Origin of the sequence: Flagellimonas taeanensis (genome assembly GCF_003584105.1) — a bacterium.
GTDB classification, from domain to species: domain Bacteria; phylum Bacteroidota; class Bacteroidia; order Flavobacteriales; family Flavobacteriaceae; genus Flagellimonas; species Flagellimonas taeanensis.
Genome location: NZ_QXFO01000025.1, coordinates 42,869 through 65,741, shown reverse-complemented (window position 1 = coordinate 65,741; position 22,873 = coordinate 42,869). Strand labels below are relative to the sequence as shown.

Annotated in this window: 24 protein-coding genes; 10 read left to right on the top strand and 14 right to left on the bottom strand. The window is 45.9% G+C overall.

Annotated features, from left to right (window positions below):
- Window positions 1-79 precede the first annotated feature (79 nt).
- Window positions 80-721, bottom strand: coding sequence for a protein-L-isoaspartate(D-aspartate) O-methyltransferase (locus tag D2V93_RS13795; protein WP_119619803.1), 642 nt, complete (start codon window positions 719-721; stop codon window positions 80-82).
- A 115-nt stretch (window positions 722-836) separates the two neighbouring features.
- Here D2V93_RS13795 and D2V93_RS13790 point away from each other — a divergent pair, with 115 nt between their 5' ends.
- The 8 genes from D2V93_RS13790 (at window position 837) to D2V93_RS13755 (ending at window position 8,287) form a co-directional block, all read left to right on the top strand.
- On the top strand, window positions 837-1,805 hold the full coding sequence (locus D2V93_RS13790; protein WP_119619802.1) for a Gfo/Idh/MocA family protein: 969 nt from the start codon (window positions 837-839) through the stop codon (window positions 1,803-1,805).
- A 91-nt stretch (window positions 1,806-1,896) separates the two neighbouring features.
- Window positions 1,897-2,784: a 3-hydroxyacyl-CoA dehydrogenase family protein gene (locus D2V93_RS13785; RefSeq protein ID WP_119619801.1), complete on the top strand. Its 888-nt coding sequence runs from the start codon at window positions 1,897-1,899 to the stop codon at window positions 2,782-2,784.
- A 5-nt stretch (window positions 2,785-2,789) separates the two neighbouring features.
- Window positions 2,790-4,025 (top strand): DUF1015 domain-containing protein, encoded by a 1,236-nt coding sequence (locus D2V93_RS13780; protein WP_119619800.1) that lies wholly within the window; start codon window positions 2,790-2,792, stop codon window positions 4,023-4,025.
- Between the two features lie 3 nt (window positions 4,026-4,028).
- Window positions 4,029-4,688: a YggS family pyridoxal phosphate-dependent enzyme gene (locus D2V93_RS13775; RefSeq protein ID WP_119619799.1), complete on the top strand. Its 660-nt coding sequence runs from the start codon at window positions 4,029-4,031 to the stop codon at window positions 4,686-4,688.
- A 15-nt stretch (window positions 4,689-4,703) separates the two neighbouring features.
- Window positions 4,704-6,038 (top strand): exonuclease domain-containing protein, encoded by a 1,335-nt coding sequence (locus D2V93_RS13770; RefSeq protein WP_072882632.1) that lies wholly within the window; start codon window positions 4,704-4,706, stop codon window positions 6,036-6,038.
- Complete coding sequence (locus D2V93_RS13765; protein WP_119619798.1) at window positions 6,035-6,877, top strand: ion transporter; 843 nt, start codon at window positions 6,035-6,037, stop codon at window positions 6,875-6,877. Before D2V93_RS13770 ends, D2V93_RS13765 begins: the two co-directional genes overlap by 4 nt.
- Entirely contained in the window at window positions 6,874-7,797 is a 924-nt protein-coding gene (miaA, locus tag D2V93_RS13760) for a tRNA (adenosine(37)-N6)-dimethylallyltransferase MiaA (protein WP_119619797.1), read from the top strand. Before D2V93_RS13765 ends, miaA begins: the two co-directional genes overlap by 4 nt.
- Entirely contained in the window at window positions 7,790-8,287 is a 498-nt protein-coding gene (locus D2V93_RS13755; protein ID WP_119619796.1) for a gluconokinase, read from the top strand. The genes miaA and D2V93_RS13755 overlap by 8 nt, the downstream gene beginning before the upstream one ends.
- 72 nt (window positions 8,288-8,359) lie before the next feature.
- On the opposite strand, the gene D2V93_RS13750 is transcribed toward D2V93_RS13755, so the two are convergent.
- From D2V93_RS13750 to D2V93_RS13690, 13 genes are all read right to left on the bottom strand, one after another.
- A complete protein-coding gene (locus tag D2V93_RS13750; RefSeq protein WP_072882624.1) occupies window positions 8,360-9,073 on the bottom strand; it encodes a response regulator transcription factor in 714 nt (237 codons plus the stop codon).
- A gap of 9 nt (window positions 9,074-9,082) precedes the next feature.
- The gene (locus D2V93_RS13745) at window positions 9,083-10,666 is read right to left on the bottom strand and encodes a sensor histidine kinase (RefSeq protein WP_119619795.1); all 1,584 of its coding nucleotides are present in this window, start codon (window positions 10,664-10,666) and stop codon (window positions 9,083-9,085) included.
- Between the two features lie 70 nt (window positions 10,667-10,736).
- A complete protein-coding gene (gene coaE, locus D2V93_RS13740; RefSeq protein WP_119619794.1) occupies window positions 10,737-11,324 on the bottom strand; it encodes a dephospho-CoA kinase in 588 nt (195 codons plus the stop codon).
- On the bottom strand, window positions 11,321-12,280 hold the full coding sequence (locus D2V93_RS13735; RefSeq protein WP_072882619.1) for a CdaR family protein: 960 nt from the start codon (window positions 12,278-12,280) through the stop codon (window positions 11,321-11,323). Before D2V93_RS13735 ends, coaE begins: the two co-directional genes overlap by 4 nt.
- A 3-nt stretch (window positions 12,281-12,283) precedes the next feature.
- Window positions 12,284-13,291 carry a glycosyltransferase family 2 protein gene (locus tag D2V93_RS13730; protein WP_119619793.1) on the bottom strand — a complete coding sequence of 336 codons (1,008 nt, stop codon included), beginning with the start codon at window positions 13,289-13,291 and terminating at the stop codon, window positions 12,284-12,286.
- Window positions 13,292-13,345: 54 nt separating this feature from the next.
- Window positions 13,346-14,158, bottom strand: a complete 813-nt coding sequence (locus D2V93_RS13725; RefSeq protein WP_119619792.1) for an enoyl-ACP reductase FabI — start codon at window positions 14,156-14,158, stop codon at window positions 13,346-13,348.
- Between the two features lie 147 nt (window positions 14,159-14,305).
- Window positions 14,306-15,958 carry a DNA repair protein RecN gene (gene recN / locus D2V93_RS13720; RefSeq protein ID WP_119619791.1) on the bottom strand — a complete coding sequence of 551 codons (1,653 nt, stop codon included), beginning with the start codon at window positions 15,956-15,958 and terminating at the stop codon, window positions 14,306-14,308.
- Window positions 15,959-16,004: 46 nt separating this feature from the next.
- Window positions 16,005-16,895: a type IX secretion system protein PorD gene (gene porD / locus D2V93_RS13715; protein ID WP_072882614.1), complete on the bottom strand. Its 891-nt coding sequence runs from the start codon at window positions 16,893-16,895 to the stop codon at window positions 16,005-16,007.
- Window positions 16,888-18,093, bottom strand: coding sequence for a bifunctional phosphopantothenoylcysteine decarboxylase/phosphopantothenate--cysteine ligase CoaBC (gene coaBC, locus D2V93_RS13710; RefSeq protein ID WP_119619790.1), 1,206 nt, complete (start codon window positions 18,091-18,093; stop codon window positions 16,888-16,890). The genes porD and coaBC overlap by 8 nt, the downstream gene beginning before the upstream one ends.
- Before the next feature lie 3 nt (window positions 18,094-18,096).
- On the bottom strand, window positions 18,097-18,423 hold the full coding sequence (locus D2V93_RS13705) for a DNA-directed RNA polymerase subunit omega (RefSeq protein WP_072882610.1): 327 nt from the start codon (window positions 18,421-18,423) through the stop codon (window positions 18,097-18,099).
- 21 nt (window positions 18,424-18,444) lie between these two features.
- On the bottom strand, window positions 18,445-19,278 hold the full coding sequence (locus D2V93_RS13700; RefSeq protein ID WP_119619789.1) for an outer membrane protein assembly factor BamD: 834 nt from the start codon (window positions 19,276-19,278) through the stop codon (window positions 18,445-18,447).
- Window positions 19,279-19,383: 105 nt separating this feature from the next.
- Window positions 19,384-20,274: a 4-hydroxy-tetrahydrodipicolinate synthase gene (gene dapA / locus D2V93_RS13695; protein WP_119619788.1), complete on the bottom strand. Its 891-nt coding sequence runs from the start codon at window positions 20,272-20,274 to the stop codon at window positions 19,384-19,386.
- The gene (locus tag D2V93_RS13690; RefSeq protein ID WP_072882605.1) at window positions 20,275-20,808 is read right to left on the bottom strand and encodes a DUF6913 domain-containing protein; all 534 of its coding nucleotides are present in this window, start codon (window positions 20,806-20,808) and stop codon (window positions 20,275-20,277) included.
- Between the two features lie 61 nt (window positions 20,809-20,869).
- On the opposite strand from D2V93_RS13690, the gene D2V93_RS13685 reads away from it, so the two are divergent.
- Window positions 20,870-21,640 carry a 5'-nucleotidase C-terminal domain-containing protein gene (locus tag D2V93_RS13685; protein ID WP_245978238.1) on the top strand — a complete coding sequence of 257 codons (771 nt, stop codon included), beginning with the start codon at window positions 20,870-20,872 and terminating at the stop codon, window positions 21,638-21,640.
- Window positions 21,637-22,548, top strand: a complete 912-nt coding sequence (locus D2V93_RS13680) for a metallophosphatase (protein WP_119619786.1) — start codon at window positions 21,637-21,639, stop codon at window positions 22,546-22,548. Before D2V93_RS13685 ends, D2V93_RS13680 begins: the two co-directional genes overlap by 4 nt.
- The last annotated feature ends 325 nt before the right edge of the window (window positions 22,549-22,873 follow it).

Sequence of the window (22,873 nt, the reverse complement as noted above, 5' to 3'; positions counted from 1 at the left end):
TTACTGGCAATTGGGTTCTTGTCTCTTGATTCTTTTCTCTTTGTTCCCTTCTCTATTTTTTTGTCCTTGAACTTAAAAATCAATTCTTGTCCTCGAGCAAGGGCACGAACCTAAAGGCCCCCAATTCCTGCTTCTGGAACTCCTTTTCGGACTTTCGCACAAAAAGGGTCATGACCTGCTCATCCACCCCTACAGGAATCACTAACCTGCCTCCAACTTTGAGCTGTGACATCAAGGGTTTGGGCACCTCGGGAGCACCGGCCGTTACAATGATACTATCGAACGGGGCTTCTTCGGGCAGACCTTTGTAACCATCCCCAAAAATCATTTTTTTAGGTCGATAGCCCATTTTGGTAAAAAACAGTTTGGTTTTTTTAAAGAGTTCCTGTTGACGTTCAATGGTATATACCTTGGCCTTCAAATCCAACAGAACCGCCGTTTGGTAGCCGCTCCCCGTCCCTATTTCCAACACCTTGTCATTGGGCTTCACTTGGAGCAACTCGCTCTGAAAAGCCACGGTATACGGCTGGGAAATGGTCTGGTCCGCCCCAATGGGAAAGGCCTTGTCTTGATAGGCATGGTCCTCAAAACCACTATCAAGGAACAAATGTCGTGGTATGGTCTTTATGGCGTTCAACACTTTTTTGTCCGTTATTCCCTTGGCTTCCAATAGTTCTGCCAATTTGTTGCGCATGCCCCTATGCTTGAGCGTATCCTTCATCGTCTTTGGTCTGGTCCACGAATTTAAAAAGTTCCCCAATACTTTACCGTCAGTTCGGACCTATTTTTTGCGGAAGAGTGGTATCATATCCTTATTTTTGACAAAAACAGGTATTATGCTTAAAGTTGGTGTCCTCGGCGCGGGACATTTGGGTAAGATCCACCTCAGACTGTTGAACCAGTCCGAAAAATATGAGCTTGTGGGCTTCTACGATCCCGACGAGATCAACGCAAAAAAAGTGGCTGCCGAATTTGGCTACACCCATTTCGAAAATATCAACAACCTGATGGACGCCGTGGATGTGGTGGACATCGTGACCCCCACACTATCCCATTACGAATGCGCCAAAAAGGCCATTGGCAAGGGAAAGCACATTTTTATTGAAAAACCCATCACCAATACTTTGGAAGAGGCCCAAGAACTGCTCCAACTTTCTGAAAAACACAAGGTAAAGGGGCAAGTGGGACATGTGGAACGTTTCAATCCGGCCTTTTTGGCGGTGAAGGACAACATTCAGAACCCCATGTTCATCGAGACGCACCGTTTGGCGGAATTCAACCCCAGAGGTACCGATGTGCCTGTAGTTTTGGATTTGATGATACACGATATCGACGTGATCCTCAGTGTTGTACCTTCCGAAGTGAAACAAATAAACGCCAGTGGGGTTTCCGTCATCAGCAATTCACCGGACATTGCCAATGCCCGTATCGAATTTGAAAATGGCTGTGTGGCCAACCTTACCTCTAGCCGTATCTCCTTGAAGAACATGCGGAAATCGCGCTTTTTCCAAAAGGACGCCTATATTTCGGTTGATTTTCTGGAGAAAAAGGTAGAAGTGGTAAAAATGAAAGATGCTCCCGAACAGCCCGGTGATTTTGACATGATATTGCAAAATGCCGAAGGGGAGAAAAAACAGATCTATTTTGAAAACCCCGAAATCGATGTGAACAATGCCATTTTGGACGAACTGGAAACCTTTGCCAATGCCATTCGCAACGATACCACACCGGTCGTGAGCTTGGAACAAGGCACTAAGGCCCTGAAAGTGGCCCTACAGATCATCGAATCGTTCAAAAAACAATAAGTTGTTGTCCCGTCCTTCAACTACCCCTTCGACTGCGCTCAGGGTGACGGTTCTAGATGACTAAACTGACAACGCGATAACTACAACAACAATGGAAAAAATAGCAGTGATCGGTGCAGGGACCATGGGCAATGGAATCGCCCACGTTTTTGCACAAAACGGATTTAAAGTTAACCTGATCGATATTTCGCAAGCATCATTGGACAGAGGATTGTCCACCATTTCCAAAAATTTGGATCGTATGCTGGCCAAAGAGGCCATTGATGAGGCCAAAAAAGAGGAGACCCTTTCCAACATCACCACTTTCACTGCTTTGGAAGAAGGTGTTTCCGAGGTACAATTGGTCATCGAGGCCGCTACGGAAAACCTCGACATCAAACTGAAGATTTTCAAGGATTTGGACCAAACCTGCAAAGCAGGGACCATTTTGGCCACGAATACGTCCTCCATTTCCATAACCCAAATAGCCGCGGTCACCAAGCGACCCGAAAAGGTCATTGGCATGCACTTCATGAACCCCGTGCCCATTATGAAACTGGTGGAAATCATACGCGGGTACAGCACTTCGGACGAGGTGACCCAGACCATCATGGAGCTGTCCAAAAAGTTGGGAAAGACACCCACCGAGGTCAACGATTATCCAGGATTTGTGGCCAACCGCATCTTGATGCCGATGATCAACGAGTCCATTGAGACGCTATATAACGGCGTTGCCGGGGTTGAAGAAATCGACACCGTGATGAAATTGGGCATGGCCCACCCGATGGGGCCGTTACAATTGGCGGACTTTATTGGGTTGGATGTATGCCTTTCCATTTTGAATGTGATGTATGAAGGTTTCAAAAACCCAAAATATGCCCCCTGCCCCTTATTGGCAAACATGGTCATGGCAGGAAAACTTGGGGTAAAATCCGGGGAAGGATTTTACGATTATTCCGAATCCAAAAAAGCGGAAAAGGTATCGTCCCAATTCAAATAGACTACATGGCGACCATAAGACCGTTCAAGGCCATCCGACCCACCAAGGATAAAGCATTTTTTGTGGCCTCGCGTTCCTACGAGGAATATGGCCCTGAGGAACTGCATGCGGTGCTACAGCACAATCCCTTTTCATTCCTGCACATCATCAATCCCGGGTTCAAGTTTGAAAAGAACATCACGGGAAAGGAGCGCTTTCATTTGGTCCGTAACCGTTATTTGGAGTTTTTGGAGGAGCATATCTTTCAAAAAGATGGGGAAGCGGGCTTTTATCTGTATCAAATTGAAAAAGGGGATTTCAAGAGCCTGGGGTTTTTCTGCGCCTGCAGTGTTGCCGATTACCGCAATGGCACCATCAAAAAACACGAGGATACCATCCAACAGCGTGAGGCACTTTTTGCAGATTACCTTCACACTGTCGGGTTCAATGCGGAGCCCGTGTTGATGACCTATCCCGACAATGAGCTGATCAATGCGATTTTTCAACGAAAAATACAGCGGGAACCCGAGTACGATTTCACCACCACAGATCGCGTGAACCATAAACTTTGGCGGATTTCCTATCCAGAGGGCATTGAAAAATTGGAAAGAGCCTTCGAACAGATGGACTCCCTTTACATTGCCGACGGACACCATCGCAGTGCCTCTTCCAACCTTTTGGCGGAACTAAGGGAAACCGAGAACGAATCCCACACGGGAATGGAGCCTTACAACTATTTCATGGCCTACCTTATTCCCGAATCCCAGATCAGGATCTATGAGTTCAACCGCATGGTCAAAGACCTGAACGGCTATGCCAAGGAGGAGTTCCTGATCCAACTGGATAAACATTTCCGAATCGAGAAACGGGATGATGGGCTGTGCAGGCCAAAGCAAAAGCATGAATTCAGCATGTATTTGGCAGGAACCTTCTATTCCCTGCATCTTCGGAAGACCCAATACCCCTTTTCGGATGCGCTGAGCCAATTAGACACCCAAATCCTTTTCAAGACCATTTTGGAGCCTGTTTTGGGCATCAGTGACCTCCGCAACGATGAGCGGATCTCGTATGGATGCGGAAAAGACAACCTCATCCGGATGAAGGAAGGTGTGGACAAGGGCAATTTTGCCGTAGGGTTCAGTCTAGTACCTACGACCATTGAAGAAATCAAGGCGATTGCAGATGCCGGTTTGGTAATGCCCCCAAAAAGCACGTATATTGAACCAAAGCTCCGCAGTGGGCTTGCCATTTATGAACTGTAAACTATGTCGATAAAAGATAATCTCCTTAACATCAAATCCGAATTGCCCGAGGGGGTCACCTTGGTCGCTGTTTCCAAGACCAAGCCCAACGGGGATATTTTGGAAGCCTATGAAGCTGGGCAGCGGGTATTTGGGGAAAACAAGGTGCAGGAGATGGTCCAAAAATGGGAAGAACTGCCCAAGGACATTGAATGGCACATGATCGGCCACCTACAGCGAAACAAGGTCAAGTATATGGCCGAGTTTGTGTCGCTGATCCACGGGGTGGATAGCCTGAAATTGCTGAAGGAAATTGACAAACAGGCCGAAAAACACGATCGTACGATTTCCTGTTTGCTCCAAATGCACATTGCCGAAGAGGATACCAAATTTGGGTTGGATGCTTCGGAATTGGAAGAACTGCTGCATTCCGATGACTTCAAGTCCATGAAAAATGTGGAAATCGTAGGGTTGATGGGCATGGCCACCTTTACTTCGGATGAGGCCCAGATCCGAAAGGAATTTGCACAACTGAAATCCACCTTTGATGGATTACGAAAAAAACTGCCCGGTATTTCCATCCTTTCCATGGGCATGAGTGGTGACTATACCATCGCCATTGAAGAGGGCAGCACGATGGTGCGCATTGGAAGTAGTATATTTGGGTCAAGAAACTATTCATAAAATTCAAGGATTTTCATGTACGCCATACTCGATATTGAAAGCACGGGAGGAAAATACAATGAAGAGGGCATCATGGAAATTGCCATATATCGTTTTGATGGGCATCAAATAGTGGACCAGTTCATTTGCCTGATCAATCCAGAAAGGGAAATCCAGCCCTTTGTCTCCAAGTTGACCGGTATCAACAATGCTATGCTCCGTTCTGCTCCCAAATTCCATGAGGTGGCCAAACGGATCGTGGAAATTACCGAAGGGGCCGTCATTGTGGCGCACAATGCCCAATTCGACTACAGGATCCTCCGGACCGAGTATCGACGTCTTGGGTATGATTACCAACGAAAGACGCTCTGTACCGTGGACCTTTCCAAACAATTGATCCCGGAAGCCGAATCGCACAGTTTGGGCAAACTGGCCCGTTCGCTCGGAATCGCCACTAGCGACCGTCACCGGGCCAATGGAGATGCGCTGGCCACTTTAAAACTGTTCAAGTTGCTCCTCAGCAAGGATACGGACAAAAAGATCATCACAGAGGTCATGCGCGAAGAGACCCACGGGGAACTCTCGCCCAACCAGTTGGACATTGTCCTGAACCTCCCGTCAGAAACCGGGGTGTATTACATGTATGACAAGGATGGAGATCTCATTTTTATCGGGAAGACAAAGAATATCAAAAAAAGGGTCAACCAACACTTTACCAATGTGGGGAGTCTGGCCAGAAAACTGCAAAAAGACACTAAGAAAGTAGCTTATGAGACCACGGGCAGTGAATTGTTGGCCGTTTTGAAAGAATATCTCGAAACGTTCAAGAACAAGCCCAAATACAACAACAATCCCAGGAAAAAGCTTTTCTCGCACATTATCGGACCTGAGCAGAACGATTCAGGATACATTACCCTGAAAATTGAGAAGAGTAAATCCTTGAGGATCGATAAAATGGGGTTCAATGGATTGGTTTCGGCCAAAAGCTTCCTGGAGAAGGTTCGCTCGGAATTTGAGCTTTGCCCCTGCTCCATCGAAGGGGATAAAAATCAGGGGGCACATGACAAGGATACGGTGGAAGAATGCAACGCCAAGACCCTATCCGTCATGGAAAAATACAGTACCTATGCCAAGGATATGGTCATTTTGGACCGGGGACGCGAAACCGGTGAACGTAGTTTTATTTTGATCAAATCAGGTGTGGTTCAAGGTTATGGGCATGTGGAACTCAATTATCAGATCAATAATATTCCTATCTTGGAATCGATTATGACACCGATGTCCGGTGATGAGAACGTCACCTTCATCATCCAATCCTTTTTGAGAAAGAACAATGCTCCAAAAACCATTGTGTTGAACCCTAAACCTTGAAAGCATACAGACCACATAGCGGATGGAAGAGCAAACTTCACGAAATCATCTATGAAGCGGATACCCCTGCGGGAAAACTGTTTGACATCATACTGTTCTTTTTGATCATTCTCAGTGTGATCCTGGTTATGTTGGAAAGCATCGAGGAGGTAGACCAAAACCACCACAGATTGCTACTGACCCTGGAGTGGTGCATCACGATATTTTTCTCCCTGGAATACATTGCCCGTCTCATCAGCATCAAGAAACCATGGAAGTACGTCTTCAGTTTTTATGGCATCATAGACTTTCTTTCCACCATTCCGCTGTACCTATCCTATATTTTGGCCGGTTCGCAAGTGCTTCTGGCGGTACGTGCCTTTAGGCTGTTGCGGGTCTTTCGGATATTGAAATTGGTAAAGTTTATTGGCGAGGCATCCCAATTGCAATCTGCCCTCAAGGCAAGTCGGACCAAAATTGCCGTGTTCATTTATGTGGTTTTGATCCTTTCCGTCATTTTAGGCACCTTAATGTATCTTGTTGAGGGCGATGAGGCTGGATTTACCAGCATTCCCCGAAGCATTTACTGGACCATTGTTACCCTCACCACGGTGGGTTATGGCGATATTGCTCCCCAAACCCCTTTAGGGCAGTTCCTGGCCACAGTGATCATGATCTTGGGGTATGGGATCATTGCGGTTCCCACAGGGATTGTCACCGCCGAATTTTCCAGGAACGGTGAGAAAGGAAAAGAAGGTTCCAACATGGTCCATGTGAATACGCAGGCCTGCCCCAATTGCTCAGCTGAAGGCCATAGGGATGATGCCACCCATTGTTATAATTGCGGACATCTATTATGAACCAAAAAATCCTGTTAGCAGTGGTCGGGCCTACAGCCATTGGAAAAACCTCACTTGGCATACTCTTGGCCAAACATTTTGAAACGGAAATAGTTTCTGCCGATTCCCGTCAATTCTTTAGGGAGATGGAAATAGGCACAGCTGTGCCATCACCAATGGAACTCAACGAAGCGAACCATCATTTTATCCAACACAAGAGTATTTTTGAACCATACTCCGTGGGCGATTTTGAACGCGAGGCCATGGAATTATTGGAGACCCTGTTCCAAAGACATGACATTGTGGTCATGGTCGGCGGTAGTGGGCTCTATATGGATGCCGTGGTAAACGGTTTGGACGAATTTCCGGAAGTGGATCCCAAGATCCGTGCTTCCTTGGACCAAAGACTGCATCAGGAAGGTCTGGAATCCCTCCAGAACGAATTAAAGCATCGGGACGCCGAGTATTACAAGGTGGTGGACCTGGACAACCCCCACCGACTGATCAGGGCGCTAGAGGTCTGTATAGCCGCCAATAAGCCCTATTCCTCATTCTTGGGCCACGATAGACCCGAGAGACCATTCAAAACGCTTTATATCGGTCTAGAAGCTCCAAGAAGTGTCGTTTATGAACGGATCAATGCACGGGTCGATCTGATGATGGAGTCCGGCTTGCTCGAAGAGGCCAACAGGCTACATGCCCACAAAGCATTGAATGCACTGCAAACAGTTGGCTACAAAGAACTTTTTGAATATATTGACGGGCATTGTTCCCTGGAATTCGCTGTTTCGGAAATCAAGAAAAACACTAGACGCTTTGCCAAAAGACAGTTGACCTGGCTCCGAAAAAATGAGGACATATTCTGGGTGGAACACGACACTGAACCCAAGAAAATGCTTGAACAAATAACCAACCGACTCAAAACCATGACCCATGCTTAAAAACAATAAGGTATTGGTCGTTATGGGGGTAAGCGGTACCGGAAAAACGACTGTTGGGAAATTGCTTTCCGAAAAAATGGGATATCCTTTTTTTGACGGGGACGACTACCATCCCGAAGAAAATATCAAAAAAATGAAGACAGGCTCTCCTTTGGATGATAATGATCGTAAAGGTTGGCTCATCCGGTTGAACCAATTGGCCCTGGAGCACAAAAAATCGGGTGCCGTGATTGCCTGTTCGGCCCTAAAGAAAAATTACAGAGGTCTTTTGAGGGCCGGCTTGGGGAGCAATATCCGGTTCATTTACTTAAATGGCTCTTTTGATCTCATCAAATCCAGGTTGGAAAACAGAAAAGGCCATTTCATGCCCTTGGAACTCTTGCAATCACAGTTTGACACCTTGGAACCTCCCTTGAAGGCACTTACCTATTCTGTTGAGGACGAACCCTCCAAAATTGTTGGGGAAATCGTCAAAGAACTCAAACAATAGGGATATCTGCCCACCTCTCCCAATAAAAAAAACCACCCTTTAAGGGTGGCTTTGTATTCTTTGATCCATTTCTTACTGGTTTTCGGCCTTGACCACCAAACGGAAACCTTCCCCGTGGATGTTCAAGATCTCGACCATGTCGTCACGTTTGAGATATTTTCTCAACTTGGCAATGTAAACGTCCATGCTCCTCGAGGTGAAGTAGTTGTCGTCCCTCCAGATTTTGGTCAGTGCCAATTCACGGGGCATCAGGTCGTTTTCATGGAGCGCCAACAAACGCAAAAGCTCGTTTTCCTTAGGCGATAATTTGATGGGCTCCTCTTCTTTGTATTTCAGGAAGCGTAGTTTTGAGTTCAGGTGGAAATTCCCAATCTGGAACTCAAATTGCTTACTATCTGCCAAGGTGCTGGATGCTTTTCTTTGAAGTATCGCTTTGAGTTTCATCAACAACACTTCGGAATCAAAGGGCTTGTTCAAATAATCGTCGGCACCTGCCTTATAACCTTTCAGCACATCTTCTTTCATGGTCTTGGCGGTGAGGAAAATGATGGGAACGTTCTCGTTCTTCTCACGGATTTCCCTTGCCAGGGTAAAGCCATCCTTGTAAGGCATCATCACGTCCAAGATACAGACGTCATAATTGTCCTTTTTGAACTTTTCAAAACCTTCCATCCCGTTCTTGGCCAGAACCACATCAAAGTCGTTCATGTTCAAATAATCCTTTAGGACAATTCCAAAATTCGGATCGTCCTCCACCAATAGTATCTTCTTTTTTTCTGTTTCCATAGTTTGTTTTTAGATCAAGGGGAGTTTTATAAAGAACGTGCTTCCTTTGCCTTTTTCGCTCTCCGCATAAACTTCGCCTTGATGATCTTCAATAATTCGTTTTACATAGGCCAATCCCAATCCATGGCCTTTTACATTATGTATGTCACCGGTATGTTCCCGATAGAATTTTTCGAACACTTTTTTCAGTACGGCCTTGCTCATGCCTGCTCCTTGGTCCTGTACTTTTATAATGATGTTGTTCTTCACCACTTCTGTGAACACATCGATTTTTGGGGTCTCGGGTGAGTATTTCACCGCATTGTCCAAAATGTTCACGATCACATTCGTCATGTGCATATCGTTTGCCAACACATCTGACCTTTCAGCATCGAGATGGGCGTTCACGTAGCCTCCTCTATCCTGTACTATCAACTCCACATGGGCAATGGCGTCACCAATGATGTCGTGCATGTCCACCCTATCCTTGTTGATGTCCAATTGGTTCTTCTCCAATTTCGAGATCCTCAATACGTTTTCCACTTGGGCATGCATCCGTTTATTCTCGTCCCTGATCATCCCCAAATACCTCAATACTTTTTCCTTGTCCTCGATGGACTTGGGGTTTCTTATGGCCTCCACGGCCAAATTGATGGTGGCAATGGGAGTCTTGAACTCATGGGTCATATTGTTGATGAAATCCGACTTGATTTCCGATATCCTTTTTTGCTTTATCAATTGATAGATGGCACTGGTATAGGCAATCATGATCACCAAGGTGAAAACCAAGGACAATAGGGCCATTTTCATGATAGAACTGAAAATGAATTTTTTCATGGTGGGAAAGGTCAACAACAAAGAGAAGTTGGTATATCCCTCACTATCCTCAAAAATGGGAGCTTTATATATTTTCGCTCCTGAAAATTTGAACTTTCTGGACCTTATCTTCGTGGGATAACCCTGACTGTACACCCCATATTCGTAATCAATATTGATGTTCCGGTTGTTCAGCTCCTGGCTGAGCAGCAGTTCCAGTTCTGGCTTGGACACCCTCTTGTGAATGGGTCTTGTCTTGGCATACTCCATGAAAACATCTTCCCATGCAGCTCTTTCTATACTGGTGAGACCTCCTATCTTCTCCATTCGTTGGATGGGCGTCAACCGATTGAAGCTTTTGCCATCCAGCCCATATTCTTCCTTGAATACGGCCTTGGTACGCTTGCTCGTATAGTTTTTGAGGGTGGTCGTGTCTTCACCCGTTGTGTTATCAAAGAACGTAGATGATACGTTATAATCTTCTTCCAGAATTCCGTGGGAATAAAAAAGAATCTCATCGGAGTTCAAGTCGCGATCCACAAACAAAAAGTTTCTGTATTGTGTGCTCTTTGGTTCACCAATACTATCCACCATGGAAGCTAGACGATCTGAATATTCTTTCATCTCCATCATCTCTACCCTGTCCGCCACTTTACCCAGTATGTCCGTGACCGTCCTTGAGAACTGTTCTTCTTTGTCGTTAATCGATGTCCGTATCCAATAAACCTGAACAAAAATTATCCCCAAAAGGGATAGGCTCATTAGAATGACCAGAAGAACGAATAGCTTCTTGTTCATTGTGCCAAAATTAAAAATTTAACATTTAGGCCTTTGGCCGTTTAACCTAACCTTAACAAAAATGTTAAAATTACGTCGCCAATGCCATGAGTTTGGTGTGAAGTTCCTCTACTCGCTTCCTTGTGGTTTCCAAATCCATGTTCTCGATACAGAAATGGGCCAAATCCACTTTGTCTCCATCGTCCATTTGATTTTTCATCCGTTCCAATACGGTTTTTGGGCCCACCCCGTCCCTTTCCATCACTCGTTTTAGGCGCACGTCAAGAGGTGCGGTCACCAAAATGATGCGGTCGTAGTGGTCCTGGGCGCCATTTTCGAAGATCAAAGCGGTCTCTTGTACCACATACGGGGCATTCTGATCCTTGGCCCATTCCTTGAAATGCTCCCTCACTGCAGGATGCACAATGGCATTCAGTTTTTGGAGCAATCTTGGATCTTTGAACACCTTTTCTGCCACAAAGGGCCTGTTCAACTCCTTTTTCTGGTATGCCGCTTCGCCCAAAAGATTTATTATGGCATTCCTGACCTTGGAGGACGAAGCCATCAATTGTTTGGCCTCGGAATCGGAATCGTACACTGGCACCCCTAGTTCCCTGAACATTTTGGCCACGGTGCTCTTTCCGCTACCTATTCCTCCCGTTAGTCCGACAATTTTCATAACTGTTTCAATACAAAATTGACCGTATTGTATTCCTGCAACCTTACATCATACACATTTTCGGGGTGCTGGGTTATTTTCAGGAACAGGGTGCTTCCTTCAGAACCGTTCAATTGGGTATAATCCGCCACCACTTCGAAGTCCGCTTTGGAAATTTCCTTCAACCGATCTATCGTTGCCTTGCAGACCACAGTTACCCTGTCCGGAAAAGTCTGCACTTGGTATCCATCGGGAATGTTCAACACCTTCACGGGAACCTCGAATACCTTTTCCGAGAACTTTGCCACCTTTCCTGAAACTATGGCCTTGCCTGAAGAAAATACACTGTTATCCAACCCCTTGGGCAATACCAAGGATACTTCCCTCGAAAAATCACTGGAAACATTGTTCAGCTGTAGCATGGATGTCGAGATCTCATCAATGGTGTCGATTTCCCTGTTGGGCCCTTTGACAACAATATGGTCGGGAGAAATTTGAATTCCTCCTTCCAATAGATAATTTTGTTGGAGCTGAAGTTGGAGGTTCGCTTTGATCGGCACCTCTTTTGAAGCCACCCGGTACATATCCACAATAAGCTCCCTCCTATCCAGATCCATCAACGAGATGCCTTGGGACAATTGTAGGTCCATTTGCTTCCGAAGCTCTTCACCGGCCAATACATATTTGCCGTTTTGGAATGTCGTTTGGGACACATCCACATCAATGCGTTCCTTGAAAAAGTTATGGTATAGAAACTGGAACCCACTCGCCCTGATCTTAGCCTGGATCACATCCTCCGAATCCTTGCCCAACAAAAGCGTGTCCGGCAAGTTCTTGTAGTTGAGGACGAAATCGGTCCGTGATTCGTACGATTCGGACAGGTTGCTGATAAACCAAGACAAAAAAGAGCATAGCAGGAAAAGTGAAAACACTTTCACCTTCTTTTGATTGAGCCCGCTCAGCAACTTCTTGAACACTTTCTACTTTTTCTTGAAAAACAATTTTGGAAATAGTTCCTCTGGTTCCCTGTTACTAAAAGTAAGCAAGATTGTGGACTTGAGAAAACCGACTCCGTACCCATAAAATTGCGTCAATGCTGCATAAAGGGCCAAAAAGGCCACTTTGATATCCCTGTTTTTGATCCATGCATCGAGAAACAAGGTCAAAAAATAAAAAAGATAGAGCATCAAGGGGAGCCACATCCCCAAAAAGGCTAAGATCAAGGACAGACAAAGGCCGGCCATAAACAGCGTGGGGAACCAGTAGGTAGGCCTTGCGGTGCCCGGATGCCACTTATTGAGAACGGGGCGTACCATGCCAAATTTGTTCACTTGGATGTAAAATTTGTCCCAATCGATACGTCTCTTGTGGTAGACAAAAGCATTGGAGAACAATCGCGAATCGAAACCTGCCTTCCAAATGCGAAAAGTGAGGTCGGGGTCCTCTCCGGGATGTATACGCCCAAAACCGCCCACTTTGGCAAAGGCGTCACCGGAAATTCCCATGTTAAAGCTACGGGGCTGGAATTTTCCCACCGATTTTTTCCCTCCACGGATTCCCCCAGTGGTGAAAAACGAGGTCATCACATAGTTGATTGCCTTTTGCACGGTGGTAAACGATTGGTCCGCGGCGTCCGGACCGCCAAAACAGTGCACAAACTCCCTTTTCAGCTCCTTGTCCACTTCGGTGAGGTATTGTTGGGGAAGGATACAGTCCGAATCCAGAATGATGAAATAATTCCCCTTGGCCTTTTGCATGCCGAAGTTCCTGGAATCGCCGGGGCCTGAATTGGGTTTATAGTAGTAGGAAATATGGAGCTTCTCCTGAAAGCCCTCCACCACCCTTTCCGAGCTTTCTGAAGAGCCATCCTCAACGATGACCACTTCAAAATCTTCCTTAAAATCCTGTTTCCGAAGGCTTTCCAACAGCTCCCGGATTTCTTCAGGCCTGTTGTATACAGGCACCACTATGGAGAAAAAGGTGTTCATGTTAAATAGAAAAGCCATCCCTAAAAGGATGGCTCACTGTATTATTTATGTTGTTTATTTGCTAAACTCATCGATTACCTCTTGGCTTACCCCGGTGTTGGAGAACCCACCGTCGTGGAAGAGGTTCTGCATGGTCACTTTCTTGGTGAGGTCCGAGAACAGGCTCACGGTATAGTTGGCGCAGTCATCGGCCGTGGCATTGCCCAAGGGGGACATTTTCTCGGCATAGTTGATGAACCCACCGAAACCTTTCACACCTTGCCCGGCCGTGGTCGGGGTCGGAGATTGGGAAATGGTGTTCACACGCACTTTCTTTTCCTTTCCGAAGAAATAACCAAAACTTCTGGCCACGGATTCCAAATAGGCCTTGTTGTCAGCCATATCGTTGTAATCCGGAAAGGTCCGTTGTGCCGCCATATAGGTCAGGGCCACAATGCTGCCCCACTCGCTCATGGCATCAGCCTTGTATAATGTCTGCAATACCTTGTGGAAGGATAGTGCGGACACATCCCAGCCCTTTGCGGTAAAATCGTAGTTCTCGTCCGTGTAGGCCCTCCCCTTTCTTACGTTGACGGACATTCCTATGGAATGAAGGACAAAATCGAGTTTGCCGCCCAAAACGTCCATGGATTGCTCCACGAGGTTCTTCAGGTCTTCTTCATTGGTGGCATCAGCAGGAATGATCTCTGAATTGGTCTTTGCGGCCAGTTCCTTTATCTGCCCCATACGCATGGCAATGGGTGCGTTGGTGAGTACAAACGTGCCGCCTTCTTCATGGACCCGTTCCGCTGTTTTCCATGCAATGGAATTTTCATCCAATGCTCCAAAAATGATTCCTTTCTTACCTTTTAAAAGATTGTATGCCATATGTTCTTTCAATTGTTGATTGTGGGACAAAGATATTTATTCTGATCCACTATTGCCCAATAAAAGAGCAAAAGACCGCTGCGCTGTTAGAGAATAGAAAAAAGAATGGAGCGAAACGACTCATAACTCTGAACCCATAACCCATAACTATTGCAACAGTTCCCTTGCGTGGGCCAATGCGGACTCGGATATGCTCTTGCCGCCCAACATTTCCGCAAGTTCCCTCACCCGTTCTTCCACGCTCAACTGCTTTATGTGGGTACTTGTCCCCTGTTCGCTCTCTTCCTTATACACCTTGAACTGGTACTGTCCCTTGGAGGCCACTTGGGGCAAATGGGTAATGGAAAACACCTGCATGTTCTGGCTCATTTGCTGCATGATCTCGCCCATTCGGTTGGAGATTTCCCCGGAAACCCCAGTATCGATCTCATCGAACATCAAGGTGGGCAAGTGCTCGTAGGTGGCCAGAATGGATTTAATGGTCAGCATAATGCGGGAAAGTTCCCCACCCGATGCCACTTTCTTCAGCTCTCCGTAACTGGAACCTTTATTGGCTGAAAACAAGAATTCGAGATCATCTTTTCCATTGAATTTGAAGATGTTAGAAGGGTTTATCTCGATCTTAAAAGTAGCTGATGGCATTCCCAAGGAAGCTAGATTTTCCTGAAGTACCTGCTTCAGTTTGGGAACGATGCCCTTTCTGGCTTTGTGTATGTTTTGGGCCCATGCTTCCACTTGTTGGGTGATTCGGTCCACTTCACCTCTCTTATCCGCTATTTTTGATTCGATATTGGCAACGGCTTCCACTTTTTGTGCCAACTCATCACGTATAGCGATCAACTCCGCAACTGTGGCCACATGATGTTTTTTCTGAAGGTCGTACAGTAGCTGCAACTGACCGTTCACGACTTCCAATCGTGCCGGATCGGCTTCTACGGTATCTTTCAGCTGTTCTATTTCCGAGGCAATGTCGTCGGTTTCTATCAAAACGGATTCAATTCGTTCGCCAAGCGATTTGTAAGCAGGGCCAAACTCGGTCAAGGCTTGAAAAGCACGTCTCAAATCGGCCAATCGGCCCAAAATACCCAATTGTTCATCGTTCAGCAATTGATGTCCCGTGGAAAGCTGCTCCATGATCTGCTCCACATTGCTCAATTGCTCATACTCCGTTTCCAACTCCTCCTGCATGCCCTCTTTCAACTTGGCATCTTCCAGTTCCTTCAGCAAAAAACTGTTGTATTCATGCTCCTTATCCGCATTGGACTGGAACGTTTCCAGTTCTTTCAGCTCTTTGGCGGCCTTCTTCAACAGTTGCAAGTGCGCTCCATATTCCTTTAGGTTATCAGCATTTCCGGCCAGGGCATCCACCACTTTCATCTGGAAGTCATTCTCCGTGAGCCTCATGGTCTGGTGCTGGGAATGCACATCCACCAATTGGTCGCCCAAAGCCTTCAACACGTCCAAAGTGACTGGGGTATCATTCACAAAGGCCCTGGATTTTCCACTGGGCAGGATTTCCCTGCGGAGAATGGTCACATCTTCATAATCAAGGTCATTTTCCTTGAAAAACTGTTGGAGTTGGTATTTTGAAAGATCAAACTCAGCCTCAATGACACATTTTTGCTCCTCGTTCTTGAGCGAAGTGAGGTCGGCACGCTTGCCCAGCACCAAGGAAAGGCCTCCCAACAAGATGGACTTTCCTGCCCCGGTTTCCCCTGTAATGGTCGTGAAGCCTTTGGGGAACGCAACGTTCACATCGTCGATCAACGCATAATTTTGGATGGAAAGATTTGTCAGCAATTCTGAAGATTTTATCCGTAAATATAAATCTCTTTATAGAACTGCACTAGTATTTTATCTCATTCCAAGTGTTGGAATAGAATGGCGCCACTTTGTTCAGGGTTTCTTTTAGTTTGACGACATCCACCGTAGGTCCATCGGAAAAGATGTTCTGGATCTCCTCGGACTTGGCATCAAAAAAGGTCTGAATCAAAAAGGCATTGGGTCTGCGTTGCACCAAGGTCTCAAAAAGCCGAAGGCTTCCCGCGACAATCTGCTTGCCGGTGCTGTTGTTGTCCGCCAAAATGTCCAATCCCTTCCTGTGGTAGTTGTACATGGCTATACGGTATTCCCTGAAAGAGTTACTGAGTAGATTGTCCACCAATTCAAACCGGGTACGCTGCCCTGTTTCTTGGCTCCACCCACTATAATTGGAGCTCTGGGCCTGGGTAACGATATTCTGTGCCCTTCGGTAAAAATCATTTCCGCCTTCCAATGAAAAGGTATCGGCATCCAATCCCAAAACCACATAAACGTAGTAGGAAATCACGGCCACTAGGTTGGAATCGAATGAATTGGGATTGTAGACCAAAGGCTGAAACTCCTGATACTGAAAGTTAAAGGCATCGTCCTTATAATTGAACACAGGACTTTCGTAGGAAGTGTTGAACACCGGTCTTGACGATTGTATCTGTATGTTGGCCTCAAAACGGTCCGATTCGTATTGGGTCACCGTGATGAACATGCGTGCATTCACCCGTTCGTTCTCCCGATACACTCTGTTTGTCCATTTGCTTTTATTGACAAAATCGTTCAGAGATCGCTCCAAGGTCTTGAAAATCTGCTGGTTGGTCTGACCCACCTGATCGGAATTGACTGTGACCACGCAATTGAGCTCTTGAGCGGAGATCGACAAAGAAATGAAAAGTAAAAAAATGGACAACAGTGTCTTATGCATGGATCCTGGAGATGATTTCTTTCCAAATGTCCGAGGCCACTTCGGGCTTCGTCTTCAATCCAAACGTTTTTATGTCCAAATTCTTATCAATGAAAGTAATTTTATTGGTCCCTGCACCAAAACCCGCACCATCTTCCTTAAGTGAGTTCAGGACAATACCGTCCAGGTTCTTGCGTTTCAACTTGCCCTTCGCGTTCTCCAGTTCATTTTCAGTCTCCAAGGCGAAACCTACCAAAAACTGATGTGTTTTTTGTTCTCCTAGGGACAGGAGGATGTCTGGATTCCGTTCCAGCTCGATCTGCATGTCACCATCCTTCTTCTTGATCTTCTCCGTTGCCACATGCTTGGGTCGATAATCGGCTACCGCTGCTGCACAGATAGCTACGTCCACCGTCTGGTAGTGCTGGTGGCAGGCATCGTACATTTCCCGTGCCGATGTGACCCTGATCAATTCGACAGAGCCATGATCAATGTTCAAGTAGGTAGGTCCGGAGACCAAAATCACCTTTGCACCAAGGTCTGCGGCCTTTTTGGCCAGTTCAAAGCCCATGGTACCCGATGAGTGGTTGCCCAAAAAACGAACAGGGTCTATGGCCTCATAGGTCGGACCAGCAGTGATCAATACCTTTTTGCCACTCAAAGGCAATCCTTTTGCCAAATCTGCTTCGATAAAGCTGATGATGTTTTCCGGTTCTGCCATGCGTCCCTCTCCGTGCAATCCACTTGCCAATTCCCCTGACTCAGCAGGAATCAGGACATTGCCAAAGGATTCCAACTTTTCAATGGAGGTTTTGGTGGATGGATGTTTGTACATGTCCAAATCCATTGCGGGTGCAAAATACACAGGGCATTTTGCGGAAAGGTAGGTGGCCAAAAGAAGATTGTCGCAAGTGCCGTTGGCCATTTTGGAAAGTGTGTTGGCCGTCGCTGGGGCAATGAGCATGATATCCGCCCAAAGGCCCAACTCCACATGATTGTTCCAAGAAATGCTCCCCTCCTCTTCATGGACAAAATCCAACAATACGGGATTCTTGGACAAAGTGGACAAGGTGAGGGGGGAAACAAAAGAGCTGGCACTCTCGGTCATCACTATTTTGACCTGGGCACCAGCTTTGATGAGTAACCTAACCAGAAATGTGGTCTTGTATGCGGCAATTCCCCCGGAAATACCCAAAAGGATGTTCTTACCGCCAAGCATTTCTTAGGCGTCTTTCTCTGTGTTCCTGTAATAGATTTTGTCTTCCAACCACTCCTGAACGGCCAAAGCATGGGGTTTTGGCAGTTTTTCGTAGAACTTGGAAACCTCGATCTGCTCCTTGTTCTCAAAAACTTCCTCCAAACTATCGCTGTAGGTGGCAAACTCCTCCAGTTTTTCCAACAACTCTTTTTTGATGTCGGAGTTGATCTGGACAGCACGCTTTGAAGCTATGGAAATGGCTTCGTAAATGTTCCCGGTCTTGGAATCGAACTCATTCCTGTTGAGGGTAGCTGTGGAAACTGGAGCTTTGGTATTCTTCAAATCTTGCATAATGTTGCAGCTTTAAACTTTTTATTTTGAAACGGTAGCGGTATAGACGCTCAATTCCTTCTGGATGGCCTTGGCTAGGTCATCTGCCTTGTCCTTGAACTTGGTTTCCGGAAAATAGCGCATTAAATTGTTGTATGATCCAAGAGCATCTTCCAAACGCTCTTTCTTTTTATCCTCGGTACTGTTCATCGCCAAGTTGGTGGTTGCCTCAATACGATAGTAGAGCGCTTCTTCCCTATAGATGGAACCTGGATTGTCCGAGATAAAATTGTCAAGTGCGGTGATGGCTGAGATCAAAATGGGATAGTTGAACTTGCCCAATTTATTGAACTGCTTGGCTATCTCAATCTCTTTTTTCTCCTTTTTGGTGGTCAGCTCCACTGCCATCGCATTGGCCTCTTCAAAAAATTCCGACTCTGGGTATGTGTTGATGAAAATCTGCAACTTGGAGAGTGCCTTGTCCGTATCCGTTTGATCCAGCGAATATCGTGGAGAAAGCTCATAATAGCTCTTGGCCCCATAAAAGCTGGCCTCCTGTATCTTTTCACTCCTGGGATAAGACTTCACAAAACGCTCAAACTGATAGCCGGCCAAGTAATAGTCCTCATTTTTGAAATAACAGTCGGCAAAGAAAAACATCACCCGCTCTCCTTGTGGTTTGCCAACATATTGCGGAGCTATCTGCTCGAAGAGCCTTACCGCTCTCTTGTAATCGCCTTCATTGTACAATTTTTCGGCCATATCATATTTGGCCTTGGCATCCGTGTTCTTGAGTACTTTTTGGTACTCGCTACAGGATGTTAGGAAAGCTATTGCAGAGCAAAGAAGAAGAATTGACCTTATTTTCAAAAACATTTTGCAAAATTAGTGATAATGAACGGATTTAAAAAAAGATTTTACCGCTCAAAAATAAGGGTATAGAGGTCACTCCCCAATAATAGGCACAATATTTAACGAATTTTAAACACGGGCCGCGTCCATCGACTTCAAAAATGTTTGGATCTTGCCCTTCAATGAGGGACTTGCCTCCACCAGTGGCAACTTGACCACCGCATTGGAAAGGCCCAAGTTTTCCAATATGCTTTTGATTCCAGCGGGATTTCCCTCCTCAAAGATAAGTGACATCAATGGCAAAAGTTTGTGGTGAATCCGATAAGCTTCCGTGGCATTCCCCTGAATGCCCAAATTCATCATTTTGGAGAATTGGGAAGGCAATCCTTGTCCCAAGACCGATATCACTCCTGCCCCACCCGCCAAAACGGTCGGAAGTGCCGTGAAATCATCTCCGGAGATGACCAAGAAATCCTTGGGTTTACCTGCAATGATCTTATCGATCTGCACCATATCGCCACAGGCTTCCTTGATGCCAATGATGTTGGAAAAATCGTTTGCGAGGCGCAATGTGGTCTCGGGCAACATATTACTTCCGGTCCTTGAGGGTACGTTGTACAGGATCACTGGCTTAGGGGAAGCTCCGGCAATGGCCTTGAAATGCTGATAGATGCCCTCTTGAGTGGGCTTGTTGTAGTAAGGGGAAACGGAAAGAATGGCGTCGAATTCTGTCAAATCCAACGTATTCAATTCCTCTACAAGAGCTTCTGTATGGTTTCCGCCTACACCCAATACCAAAGGTAATCTTCCGGCATTGGTGCGCACCACCACATCCATGACCAATTGCTTGTCGGCCTTGGAAAGCGTGGCAGATTCGCCAGTAGTGCCCAACACCACCAGATAATCAACACCCCCTTGGATGTTGTGCTCCACAATCTGTTGCAGCGCATTGGCATCCACGGATAAATCTTCCCTGAACGGGGTGACCAAAGCGACTCCTGTTCCGATCAATTGTTCCATCTATATTTCGTTTAAAACCTTTAAATATTTTTTCAGCTCCGTCTTGAACAATTTAAAGTCCTTCAAGGGCGTGTTCAAAATCAGATCATTGATTTTCTGGTCCTGGGGTCCCAACCCGACCTTCAAACGTGCCTGGGTCTTCACGGACAACAGTTTCATCATCAGGTTGTCCTCTTCATAATAATTGATGAGCATGTCATACTCCCTACCCAAAAACTCCAGCACATATCCATTCTCTATCTGGCCCTTCCATCCCAAATCCTTATCCGAAAACATTTGGATGGAATATGGTGAATTTTTATCGTATTCCCTTTTGTACCCAACTATCTTTATGGCGTTGGGGCGCAGCGAAAATTCCTCGATCAATTCATAAAAGAGCTCGGCCTTCTGGAAATTGTCCACATCCACTATGCAGCCAACACTGGTAATTCCCTTTTCCCGGTCTATGGGCAACGAAGGCTTTTCCATTTCCTCCTTCAAATATCTGAGCCCAGATTTAACCTTAAATTTGTCTTGGAGTCCCCTTATGAACATATTTTTGTGCATTTTTACAAAGGTAAATAATCTACCAAGACGACTTAACAAAGATACACACGTGATTGATTTAAAATTTAAACAAATTGTTGCAATTGTAACTTTTTGTTTTTTATTCTCCTGTAAAAATACCACTGGTGAGCTCTCCGAAATTCAAGGAAAACAGATTCCCATTGATGCATCCATTAAAGAGAATGATTCCATTTCCGAATTTATCTCCCCATACAGAAACCGGATAAACGAAGTGCTGGACAGCACACTGGCCTATGCCCCAAAACCATTTTTGCTGGACGATGGCAAACGGAACACCTCCATGGGAAATCTGATGGCGGACATTGTTTTTGAGGAAACGGCTCCTATATTTAAAGGCAGGACAGGAAAAGAACTTGATTTTGTGGTGCTCAATTACGGGGGTGTACGCTCTATCATTTCTGCGGGGAATGTAAGCGCCCGGAATGCCTATGAGGTGATGCCCTTTGAGAATTACATTGTAGTGGTGGAACTCAATGGTTCCGCCGTGAGAAAGCTTATCGATTTTTTGACCAAAGCCACCCGAAAACATCCCATTTCTGGAATTCAGATCGTGGTGGACAAGAGCAGTGGCCTGGAATCTGTGGATATCCAGGGAAGACCATTTGACGAGACCCGCAACTACTATGTCGCCACTTCCGATTATCTGGTACAAGGTGGGCCTAGCATCGGCTTTTTCAACGAAATGATTTCTGTAACCGATACCGATTATCTATTGCGCAATGCCATCATTGACCATTTTAGGAAAGTGGACACCTTGAAGGCCGTGGTGGATGATCGTTTTATACAACTGGACCAATGAAAAGAAGGGATTTTTTAACCAACACCGCCGCAGCCTCTACCCTCATAGGTCTTGGAGGATTGGGCATGAACTCTTGTTCCCATTTGGGCCAAAAGCATATCACCATTTTGCACACCAACGATGTGCACAGCCACATAGACCCATTTCCTGCTTCGCATTCCGAGTTTGCCAATTTGGGCGGAATTGCCAAAAGGGCCACTTTGGTGGAGCGGATACGAAACGAGAATCCGAACACCCTGCTCTTTGATGCCGGGGACATTTTCCAAGGAACCCCTTATTTCAATTTTTATGGCGGTGAACTGGAGTTCAAGTTGATGAGCAAATTAAAGTATGACGCATCGGCCATCGGCAACCATGATTTTGACAATGGAATCGACGGGCTATTGGCCCAGATGCCCCATGCCTCCTTTGAACTCATCTGCGCCAACTACGATTTCACCAATACGGTAATGAACGGGTATGTGAAGCCCTACAAGACCTACCTCGTAGACGGGGTCAAAATCGGGGTATACGGACTTGGCATTGCACTGGATGGCCTAGTGACCAAAAAGTTGTACAAAGAAACCGTATATCTGAATCCATATGAGATCGCTTTGGATATGGAACAAAAATTAAAGGAGGAGGAAAACTGCGATCTGGTCATCTGTCTTTCACATTTGGGATACGACTATGACAATCCTGAAAGGCCTATGGACACCCAATTGGCCCAACGCACCCATTATACCGATCTGATCATTGGTGGACACACCCATACCTTTCTTGAAAAACCGGATGTGCGGACCAACCAAAAAGGGAATAACGTTTTAGTGAACCAAGTGGGCTGTTATGGCATCAATTTGGGACGCATCGATTTCTATTTTGACACCGATAAAAATGCCTCTGCCGAAGGAGTGAGTATTGTGGTTTAATGTACTATGGGAAGTTCCAGGTTCCAGGTTTCAGGTTTCAGGTTTCAGGTTTCAGGTCAAAGTTCAAATTCAAGAGCAAAAGAACCAATAACCAAGCACCAAATCACAAATTACAGTGTGCAGGAAGCAGTTGGCAGTAGCAGAACAACAAAAGTCTATTTTCTATCGTCTATGGTCTTTGGTCTTTTTGACACTAATTTCATAAATGGCACGAAATACTCCCGACGTTTCGACTGCGCTCAACGTGACACTTCTGACCTCAAACACATACTCCTTCCATTTTCCCAAAGAAACAATTGAACTTGAACCTGAAACTTCACGCTTG

Excerpts from the sequence above, each read along its gene's own strand:
- D2V93_RS13795 (WP_119619803.1), bottom strand. The coding sequence starts at position 721 with ATGAAGGATACGCTCAAGCATAGGGGCATGCGCAACAAATTGGCAGAA.
- D2V93_RS13790 (WP_119619802.1), top strand. The coding sequence starts at position 837 with ATGCTTAAAGTTGGTGTCCTCGGCGCGGGACATTTGGGTAAGATCCAC.
- D2V93_RS13785 (WP_119619801.1), top strand. The coding sequence starts at position 1,897 with ATGGAAAAAATAGCAGTGATCGGTGCAGGGACCATGGGCAATGGAATC.
- D2V93_RS13780 (WP_119619800.1), top strand. The coding sequence starts at position 2,790 with ATGGCGACCATAAGACCGTTCAAGGCCATCCGACCCACCAAGGATAAA.
- D2V93_RS13775 (WP_119619799.1), top strand. The coding sequence starts at position 4,029 with ATGTCGATAAAAGATAATCTCCTTAACATCAAATCCGAATTGCCCGAG.
- D2V93_RS13770 (WP_072882632.1), top strand. The coding sequence starts at position 4,704 with ATGTACGCCATACTCGATATTGAAAGCACGGGAGGAAAATACAATGAA.
- miaA (WP_119619797.1), top strand. The coding sequence starts at position 6,874 with ATGAACCAAAAAATCCTGTTAGCAGTGGTCGGGCCTACAGCCATTGGA.
- D2V93_RS13755 (WP_119619796.1), top strand. The coding sequence starts at position 7,790 with ATGCTTAAAAACAATAAGGTATTGGTCGTTATGGGGGTAAGCGGTACC.
- D2V93_RS13750 (WP_072882624.1), bottom strand. The coding sequence starts at position 9,073 with ATGGAAACAGAAAAAAAGAAGATACTATTGGTGGAGGACGATCCGAAT.
- D2V93_RS13745 (WP_119619795.1), bottom strand. The coding sequence starts at position 10,666 with ATGAACAAGAAGCTATTCGTTCTTCTGGTCATTCTAATGAGCCTATCC.
- coaE (WP_119619794.1), bottom strand. The coding sequence starts at position 11,324 with ATGAAAATTGTCGGACTAACGGGAGGAATAGGTAGCGGAAAGAGCACC.
- D2V93_RS13730 (WP_119619793.1), bottom strand. The coding sequence starts at position 13,291 with ATGAACACCTTTTTCTCCATAGTGGTGCCTGTATACAACAGGCCTGAA.
- D2V93_RS13725 (WP_119619792.1), bottom strand. The coding sequence starts at position 14,158 with ATGGCATACAATCTTTTAAAAGGTAAGAAAGGAATCATTTTTGGAGCA.
- porD (WP_072882614.1), bottom strand. The coding sequence starts at position 16,895 with ATGCATAAGACACTGTTGTCCATTTTTTTACTTTTCATTTCTTTGTCG.
- coaBC (WP_119619790.1), bottom strand. The coding sequence starts at position 18,093 with ATGCTTGGCGGTAAGAACATCCTTTTGGGTATTTCCGGGGGAATTGCC.
- D2V93_RS13705 (WP_072882610.1), bottom strand. The coding sequence starts at position 18,423 with ATGCAAGATTTGAAGAATACCAAAGCTCCAGTTTCCACAGCTACCCTC.
- D2V93_RS13700 (WP_119619789.1), bottom strand. The coding sequence starts at position 19,278 with ATGTTTTTGAAAATAAGGTCAATTCTTCTTCTTTGCTCTGCAATAGCT.
- dapA (WP_119619788.1), bottom strand. The coding sequence starts at position 20,274 with ATGGAACAATTGATCGGAACAGGAGTCGCTTTGGTCACCCCGTTCAGG.
- D2V93_RS13690 (WP_072882605.1), bottom strand. The coding sequence starts at position 20,808 with ATGTTCATAAGGGGACTCCAAGACAAATTTAAGGTTAAATCTGGGCTC.
- D2V93_RS13680 (WP_119619786.1), top strand. The coding sequence starts at position 21,637 with ATGAAAAGAAGGGATTTTTTAACCAACACCGCCGCAGCCTCTACCCTC.